The organism is Trebonia sp., assembly GCF_049794275.1.
In the GTDB taxonomy this organism is placed as follows: domain Bacteria; phylum Actinomycetota; class Actinomycetes; order Streptosporangiales; family Streptosporangiaceae; genus Trebonia.
On record NZ_JBARCR010000999.1, the window covers coordinates 1 to 6,583 of the forward strand.

Consider the following 6,583-nt stretch of genomic DNA (forward strand, 5'->3'; position numbering starts at 1 on the left):
CTGCTCGACCGGGCGCGGGCGGCCGGGGTGCGGGTGGTAACCACGTACGGGATGAGCGAGACCTGCGGCGGCTGCGTGTACGACGGGGTGCCGCTGGACGGGGTCACGGTGCGGGCCGCCGGGGACGGGCTGCTGCGGATCTCGGGGCCGGTGCTGATGAACCGGTACCGCGGTGGCCCTGACCTGGGAGATGAGTTCGTGACCTCGGACCTCGGTTACGTCCGCGACGGGCGGGTAGTCGTGCGGGGACGCGCCGACGACGTGATCAACACCGGCGGGCACAAGGTGGTCCCCGGCGAGGTCGCCGCGGTGCTCGAGTCCTGTCCTGGTGTACTGGAGGTCGTTGTGGTCGGGCGTGCCGATCCGGAATGGGGCCAGCGGGTCACGGCAGTGGTGGTCCCCGCCGACCCCGCTGACCCGCCGAGTCTAGAATTGCTACGTACGCATGTAAGCGAGCGGCTGCCACGTTACGCTTGCCCGAGTGAGGTCGTGCTGACGCGGGCCATCCCCGTGCTCGCCAGCGGAAAGCCCGACCTGGCTTCCCTCAAGGCGGCAGGAACGTTACGCGAACGGGAACATTTTCCGGCGCTAAGCGTTAATTAAGAGTGCCCGCAAGATACACCGGTTAAAACCGGCGGGCTCACTCACAAGCCATCCATCGGGGACCGTAAGACGTTGTTTGTAGTGAACGGCGCGACGAACGCGCACGTAACCAGTAGGAGGGAGGTGTCTCATGCCGCGGATCGCCATGGCCGCCCCGGCGACTGACGAGGACGCTAGCTCGACTCGCGTGGACGACCTGATCCAGCGCGGTCGCAGCCAGGGCCACCTGTCCCTTTCGGACCTGCGGACTGCCTTCGAGCAGGCGGGGCTTACCCCCGCCGAGGCTCGGTCCATTCTCCGTGAGCTGAGCGAGGCCGGTGTCCGGCTGGCCGACGAGGAGACCGACAAGGGGTCCGGCCTCAAGGTCGCCCTGTCGGACCTTGCGGCCGTCTCGGACGCCACGGTGAAGGGCACCGGTTCGAAGGCTACCGCCGCCAAGAGGGGCCGGTCAAAGAAGGCATCCGGCGACGCCGGCTCTTCCACTGCGGACGGGGGCGCGGACCGGGAGGCCGGGGACGACGAGATCGCCTCGATCGAGGCGGACGTCGCCTCGTTCACCGACGCGGTTGACCTCGACGACCAGACGCCCGCCATGGGCGACTCGGTGCACACCTACCTGAAGTCCATTGGCCGGACCAGCCTGCTCACCGCCGAGCAGGAGGTAGACCTGGCCAAGCGGATCGAGGCGGGGCTGTTCGCCGAGCACAAGCTGGACACCGAGCCTGACCTGTCGCCCGAGCGCCGCCACGACCTTGAGCTCGTCGCCGAGGACGGGCGGCGCGCCAAGGCGCACATGCTCGAGGCGAACCTCCGGCTGGTGGTCTCCGTCGCGAAGAAGTACAGCGACCGGGGGCTGTCGCTGCTTGACGTCGTGCAGGAAGGAAACCTGGGCCTGATCCGCGCGGTCGAGAAGTTCGACTACTCGAAGGGCTACAAGTTCTCCACCTACGCGATGTGGTGGATCCGGCAGGCGATCCAGCGTGGTTTCGCTGACTCCGCGCGGACGATCCGGCTGCCGGTGCACGTGCTGGAGATGCTGTCCAAGCTGTCGCGCGTCGAGCGCGACATGCATCAGCGTCTCGGCCGCGAGCCCACCCCCGAGGAGCTGGCCGTCGAGCTTGACAGGACCCCGGACCAGATCGAGGAGCTGCTGCGCACGTCGCGGCAGCCGATCTCGCTCGACTCCACGATCGGCGAGGACGGCGAGACCTCGATCGGCGACCTCATCGAGGACGTGGACGCGCCCGAGGCCTCCGAGCTGGTCGACCGTCAGCTGATGGCCGAGCAGCTGCGGTCGGCGCTGGACGCGCTCACCCCGCGCGAGGCGACGATCATGGCGATGCGGTTCGGCCTGTACGACGGCAACCCGCACACCCTGGACGAGATCGGCCGCGCGCTCGGCCTGACCAGGGAGCGGATCCGCCAGCTCGAGAAGCAGTCGCTGTCGAAGCTGCGGCACCCGTCGAGGGCGCAGCCGCTGCTCGACTTCGCCTCTTAAGGGGCCTTTCGCCTCTGCCCGCGTGCCGGGCCCGACCTCCCGCCGGGCCCGGCACGTTTTGCATTAAGATTCCGAACGTGGACGACGACGGGCTGCTGGACGCGCTCCAGGAAGACATCGGCTCCGACTACAGCGCCCAGCTGCGGGTGGCGGCGGGGATGCTGAGCGGCGACGCGCAGGCGGCCGTGCCGTTCCTGCTGTTCTCGATCGCCAAGAGCCTGGAGGACATCTCGTTCCTGCTGGCCAACGACAGCATCAGCGTCGTCATGGAGACCGACGAGGACGAGTAGGCACTCCCACCCGGTCCAGGGCCGCCACCACGGCGACCACGGCGGCCGCGCAGGCGGCGAGCGCGATCTCGGGGAGCACGGGGACGGCGAGGGCCAGCAGCGCCAGCACGGCGATGCCGGCGAGCCTGGTCCACGGGACCACCCGCCAGACCACGAACTTGAAGGCGGCGTGCCCGGCGAGGAACAGCGCGGGGCCGCCGAGGATCATCCAGGCGGACGACGCGGGCGCCGACGATGACGGGGACGTGAGGATCTTCTCATCGCCCGCCGCGGTGACGATGATGCCGGCCACCATCAGCGGGTGGACCAGGTGGTAGGCGGTGCGGGCGATCCGGCCCGGGTCGTCTGAGGATTCGATCACCTCCGCGCTCGCGCCGGCCGACCGGTCGAAGTACAGCCACCACAGCGCCACCGAGCCCGCGAACGACACGACGAACGCGGCGACCGTGGCGCCGGTGATGTGCCGCGTCGCGGACAGGGTGGACAGGGTGGCGCCGATGATGACGATCGACTCGCCGATCGCGATCAGGATGAACCCCTGGCACCGCTCGGCGAAGTGGCCGCCCGCGATCGTCCAGTCCGCGGTGCGGGACCGGCCGAGGAACGGGGTCGCGAACCCGGTGAGACCGCCGGCCACGTCGATGCAGACGGCGAGCAGCCACAGCAGTTCCCTGGCATGGCCGCCGACCAGGCCGCCGGCGACGGCCAGCGCGCCGCTGACCGTGCACCAGGCGAGGATCCGCTCGAAGTTCCGCTGCAGCGGGCCGCGCAGCGCGACCACCATGAACACGCTGCGGCCCACCTGCTGCACGGCGTAGGACGCGCCGACCACCCAGCCCAGGTCGTCGAAGGCGCGCGGCAGCGCCGCCGACATCGCCAGGCTGAGCAGCGCGAGCACGACGAGCAGCAGGCGGACCTCGAGACGTTCCGGGTCCATCCAGTTGGTGACCCAGGTGGTGTAGGCCCAGGCCAGCCACACCATCGCCAGCAGCAGCGCCGACTGGAGGGCGCTGCGCACGGTGGGATGCTGCACCAGGTTGTGCGACAGCTGCGTGACCGCGAAGACGTACACCAGGTCGAAGAACAGCTCGATGTTCGTGACCCGGTTGCCGCCCGTGCGGTCCCGCAGCAGCCGGCGCGCGGCCGGGGCGCCAGGGGCCTGCGTGCTCACCTCCTGGCGCTCACCAGGCGTAGTCCTCCGGGGCCGGCTTGTGCCCGGGGAAGATCTCATCCAGCCTGGCCAGCACGTCCTCGTCGAGCGTGACCTGCAGCGCCCGCTGCGCGCTGTCGAGCTGGGCGAGCGTGCGCGGCCCGATGATCGGCGCGGTCACCCCGTCGACGTGGAGCAGCCAGGCGAGCGCCACGCTGGCGGGTTCCTCGCCGAGCTTGTCGCACAGGTCCTCGTACGCCTGTATCTCCTCGCGGTGGCTTTCCACCTGCTGCTTCGACCGGCCGGCCAGCCGCCGCCGTCCCTCCCGCTCGGACTTCAGCACGCCGCCGAGCAGGCCGCCCTCCAGCGGGGACCACGGGATGACGCCCACGCCGTAGGCGCGGGCGGCGGGCAGCACCTCGAGCTCGATGGCGCGGGTCATCAGGTTGTACAGCGACTGCTCGCTGACCAGTCCGGTGAAGTCCCTGGCCCGCGCGGTCTCGCACGCCCGCGCGATGTCCCAGCCCGCGAAGTTCGACGAGCCCACGTACAGGACCTTGCCCTGGGTGACGAGCACCTGCATCGCCTGCCAGATCTCGTCCCACGGGGTGGCGCGGTCCACGTGGTGCATCTGGTACACGTCGATGTAGTCGGTCCGCAGCCGGCGCAGCGACGCGTCGCAGGCGCGGCGGATGTTCAGCGCGGACAGCTTGCCGTCGTTCGGCCATGAGGTCATGTCGCCATAGAGCTTTGTCGCCAGGACCGTGCGCTCGCGCCGGCCGCCGCCCTGCGCGAGCCAGTCGCCGATGATCTCCTCGGTCCACCCGGCGTGCGACTGGTCGTTCTTCGCCACCTGGCCTGGCGGTGACTGCGCGCGGCCGTAGGTGTTGGCGGTGTCGAAGAAGTTCATGCCGAGTTCGTGGGCGTGGTCCATGATGGCGTGGGCTTCGGCAGCGGGGGTCAGCGACCCGAAGTTCATTGTCCCGAGGCACAGCCGGCTCTCCGAAAGGCCCGAGCGGCCTAGATGCGTGTACTCCATGCCGCTAGCCTTTCACGACCGCCTCAGCGAAGGGGAAACTCGGTACCCCGCTCCGCCTCCGGCCGCGGTCCGAAGATGCGGCGCTCGGACTCCGCGATCGGCGCGTCGTTGATGCTGGCCTCGCGGCGGCGCATCAGCCCGCGGGAGTCGAACTCCCACAGCTCGTTCCCGTAGGACCGCCACCACTGCCCCGCCGCGTCATGCGACTCATACTGAAAGCGCACCGCGATGCGGTCCTCGCCGAACGTCCAGAGGTTCTTCCGCAGCGCGTAATCGAGCTCGCGCTGCCACTTCCCGGCCAGGAACGCGACGATCTCGTCCCGGCCGGCGATGAACCTGTCGCGGTTGCGCCACACGGAATCGGCGGTGTACGCGGCCGCCACCCGCTCGGGGTCGCGGGTGTTCCAGGCGTCCTCGGCTGCCTGCACCTTCTGCAGCGCGGTCTCGCGGCTGAACGGGGGCAACGGCGGGCGGTCTGTCATGTGCGGCCTCCACTGCTGGCGGTTATCCTTGTCAGTATGCGCGGCGGCGTCCTTCAGGGCTGGTGGCGTCCCGAATAGGGACGGCTGCCTTCGCCGCGCGCGCTGAGAAGCTAGCAGAACGGCCGTCCATCACTATGGGACGGCCTTTTCGCTGACCGGGTCGTCCCCCGCTGACACAGGGAGCGACCCCATGACCACGACACGGGTGCTGACCGGCGACCGGCCGACCGGGCCGCTGCACCTCGGCCACTACTTCGGCAGCCTGCAGAACCGGGTCCGGCTGCAGGACGGCGGGGCCGAGGTATTCGTGCTCGTCGCCGACTACCAGGTGCTCACCGACCGGGACACCGCCGAGCGCCTCGACGAGCACGTCCTCGGCCTGGTGCTGGACTACCTGGCCATCGGGATCGACCCGGGGCGCACGACGGTCTTCGCGCACAGCGCGGTCCCGGCGCTGAACCAGCTGCTGCTGCCGTTCCTCAGCCTTGTGTCGGTGCCGGAGCTGAACAGGAACCCGACCGTGAAGGACGAGATCGCGCACTCGCGGCAGTCGTCGGTCAGCGGGCTGATGTTCAGCTATCCGGCGCACCAGGCGGCCGACATCCTGTTCTGCAAGGCGACGCTGGTGCCGGTCGGGAAGGACCAGCTGCCGCACCTGGAGGTCACCCGGCTGATCGCCCGCCGGTTCAACGAGCGATACGGGCGCACGTTCCCCGAGCCGGAGGCGATGCTGTCGCGGGCGCCGCTGCTGCTCGGCACGGACGGCACGAAGATGAGCAAGAGCCGCGGCAACGCGATCGCCATCCGGGCGACCTCCGACGAGACAGCCAGGCTGATCAAAGGGGCGAAGACCGATTCCGTTCGGACTATTTCCTATGACCCCGCCGGGCGGCCGGAAGTCTCCTCCCTCGTGCTGCTCGCCGCGCTGTGCCTGGACGCCGATCCCGTCGCACTGGCCGGGGAGATCGGCGACGGCGGGGCCGCCGCGCTCAAGAAGACGGTGACCGAGGCGGTCAACGAGCGGTTCGCGCCGATCCGTGCCAGGCGCGCGGCGCTCGCCGCGGACCCCGCTCACGCGCGGGCTGTGCTCCGCGACGGCTGCGCGCGGGCACGGGAGATCGCGGACGCCACGCTGGAGGAGGTGCGCACGGCGATGGGGATGCGGTACTAGCCCGCACCGAGGGAAACAGAAACTGGCCGCGGACGCGCTTGAACCTGGCCGCTGACCGCTGCGTAGTACCTGGTGACGGGTAGCTGACACCCGGTTACGGGTCGGAGCTGGGGAGCGCCAGATGAGCCCATGGGATTACGGCAGGCCGCCGTCCGGTCGCCATGACCCGTATGGAGGCGAAGACACCTTCCGTTCAGAAGAAGACGACGGCACCGACCTGTACCCGATCACCTGGGAGCGGGACCCGGGCGAACCTCCCACTGCCAGCTGGGACTGGCGCGACCTGGATGCGGACTGGCCGCCGCGCCGACGCCGGCGGGCCCGGGTGCGCTGGGTGATGGCCGCCGTGG

General features: G+C 70.0%; 8 protein-coding genes. 5 read left to right on the top strand and 3 right to left on the bottom strand.

Going from position 1 to position 6,583, the window contains the following annotated elements:
* The 3 genes from WA805_RS25280 to WA805_RS25290 form a co-directional block, all read left to right on the top strand.
* Positions 1-603: AMP-binding enzyme (locus WA805_RS25280; RefSeq protein ID WP_425238275.1), on the top strand; the 603-nt coding region annotated here is incomplete at its 5' end.
* Positions 604-733: 130 nt separating this feature from the next.
* On the top strand, positions 734-2,101 hold the full coding sequence (locus WA805_RS25285; protein WP_422277712.1) for an RNA polymerase sigma factor: 1,368 nt from the start codon (positions 734-736) through the stop codon (positions 2,099-2,101).
* 77 nt (positions 2,102-2,178) lie between these two features.
* Positions 2,179-2,391, top strand: coding sequence for a hypothetical protein (locus WA805_RS25290; RefSeq protein ID WP_422277710.1), 213 nt, complete (start codon positions 2,179-2,181; stop codon positions 2,389-2,391).
* Here WA805_RS25290 and WA805_RS25295 read toward each other — a convergent pair.
* The 3 genes from WA805_RS25295 to WA805_RS25305 are packed head-to-tail and all read right to left on the bottom strand — an operon-like array spanning position 2,366 to position 5,062.
* Positions 2,366-3,562, bottom strand: a complete 1,197-nt coding sequence (locus WA805_RS25295; protein ID WP_424563423.1) for a low temperature requirement protein A — start codon at positions 3,560-3,562, stop codon at positions 2,366-2,368. The genes WA805_RS25290 and WA805_RS25295 overlap by 26 nt on opposite strands.
* Positions 3,563-3,572: 10 nt before the next feature.
* Entirely contained in the window at positions 3,573-4,580 is a 1,008-nt protein-coding gene (locus tag WA805_RS25300; protein ID WP_425243584.1) for an aldo/keto reductase, read from the bottom strand.
* A gap of 23 nt (positions 4,581-4,603) precedes the next feature.
* Complete coding sequence (locus tag WA805_RS25305; protein ID WP_422326684.1) at positions 4,604-5,062, bottom strand: nuclear transport factor 2 family protein; 459 nt, start codon at positions 5,060-5,062, stop codon at positions 4,604-4,606.
* Between the two features lie 190 nt (positions 5,063-5,252).
* Here WA805_RS25305 and trpS point away from each other — a divergent pair, with 190 nt between their 5' ends.
* Both trpS and WA805_RS25315 read left to right on the top strand, forming a co-directional pair.
* A complete protein-coding gene (gene trpS, locus WA805_RS25310; protein WP_425243585.1) occupies positions 5,253-6,233 on the top strand; it encodes a tryptophan--tRNA ligase in 981 nt (326 codons plus the stop codon).
* A 121-nt stretch (positions 6,234-6,354) separates the two neighbouring features.
* Positions 6,355-6,583, top strand: a 229-nt coding sequence (locus WA805_RS25315; protein WP_425243586.1) for a hypothetical protein, incomplete at its 3' end; no start/stop codon positions are given.

Bases quoted from the DNA above. Each gene is read 5' to 3' on its own strand.
- trpS (WP_425243585.1), top strand. From the start codon at position 5,253: ATGACCACGACACGGGTGCTGACCGGCGACCGGCCGACCGGGCCGCTG.
- WA805_RS25305 (WP_422326684.1), bottom strand. From the start codon at position 5,062: ATGACAGACCGCCCGCCGTTGCCCCCGTTCAGCCGCGAGACCGCGCTG.
- WA805_RS25300 (WP_425243584.1), bottom strand. From the start codon at position 4,580: ATGGAGTACACGCATCTAGGCCGCTCGGGCCTTTCGGAGAGCCGGCTG.
- WA805_RS25285 (WP_422277712.1), top strand. From the start codon at position 734: ATGCCGCGGATCGCCATGGCCGCCCCGGCGACTGACGAGGACGCTAGC.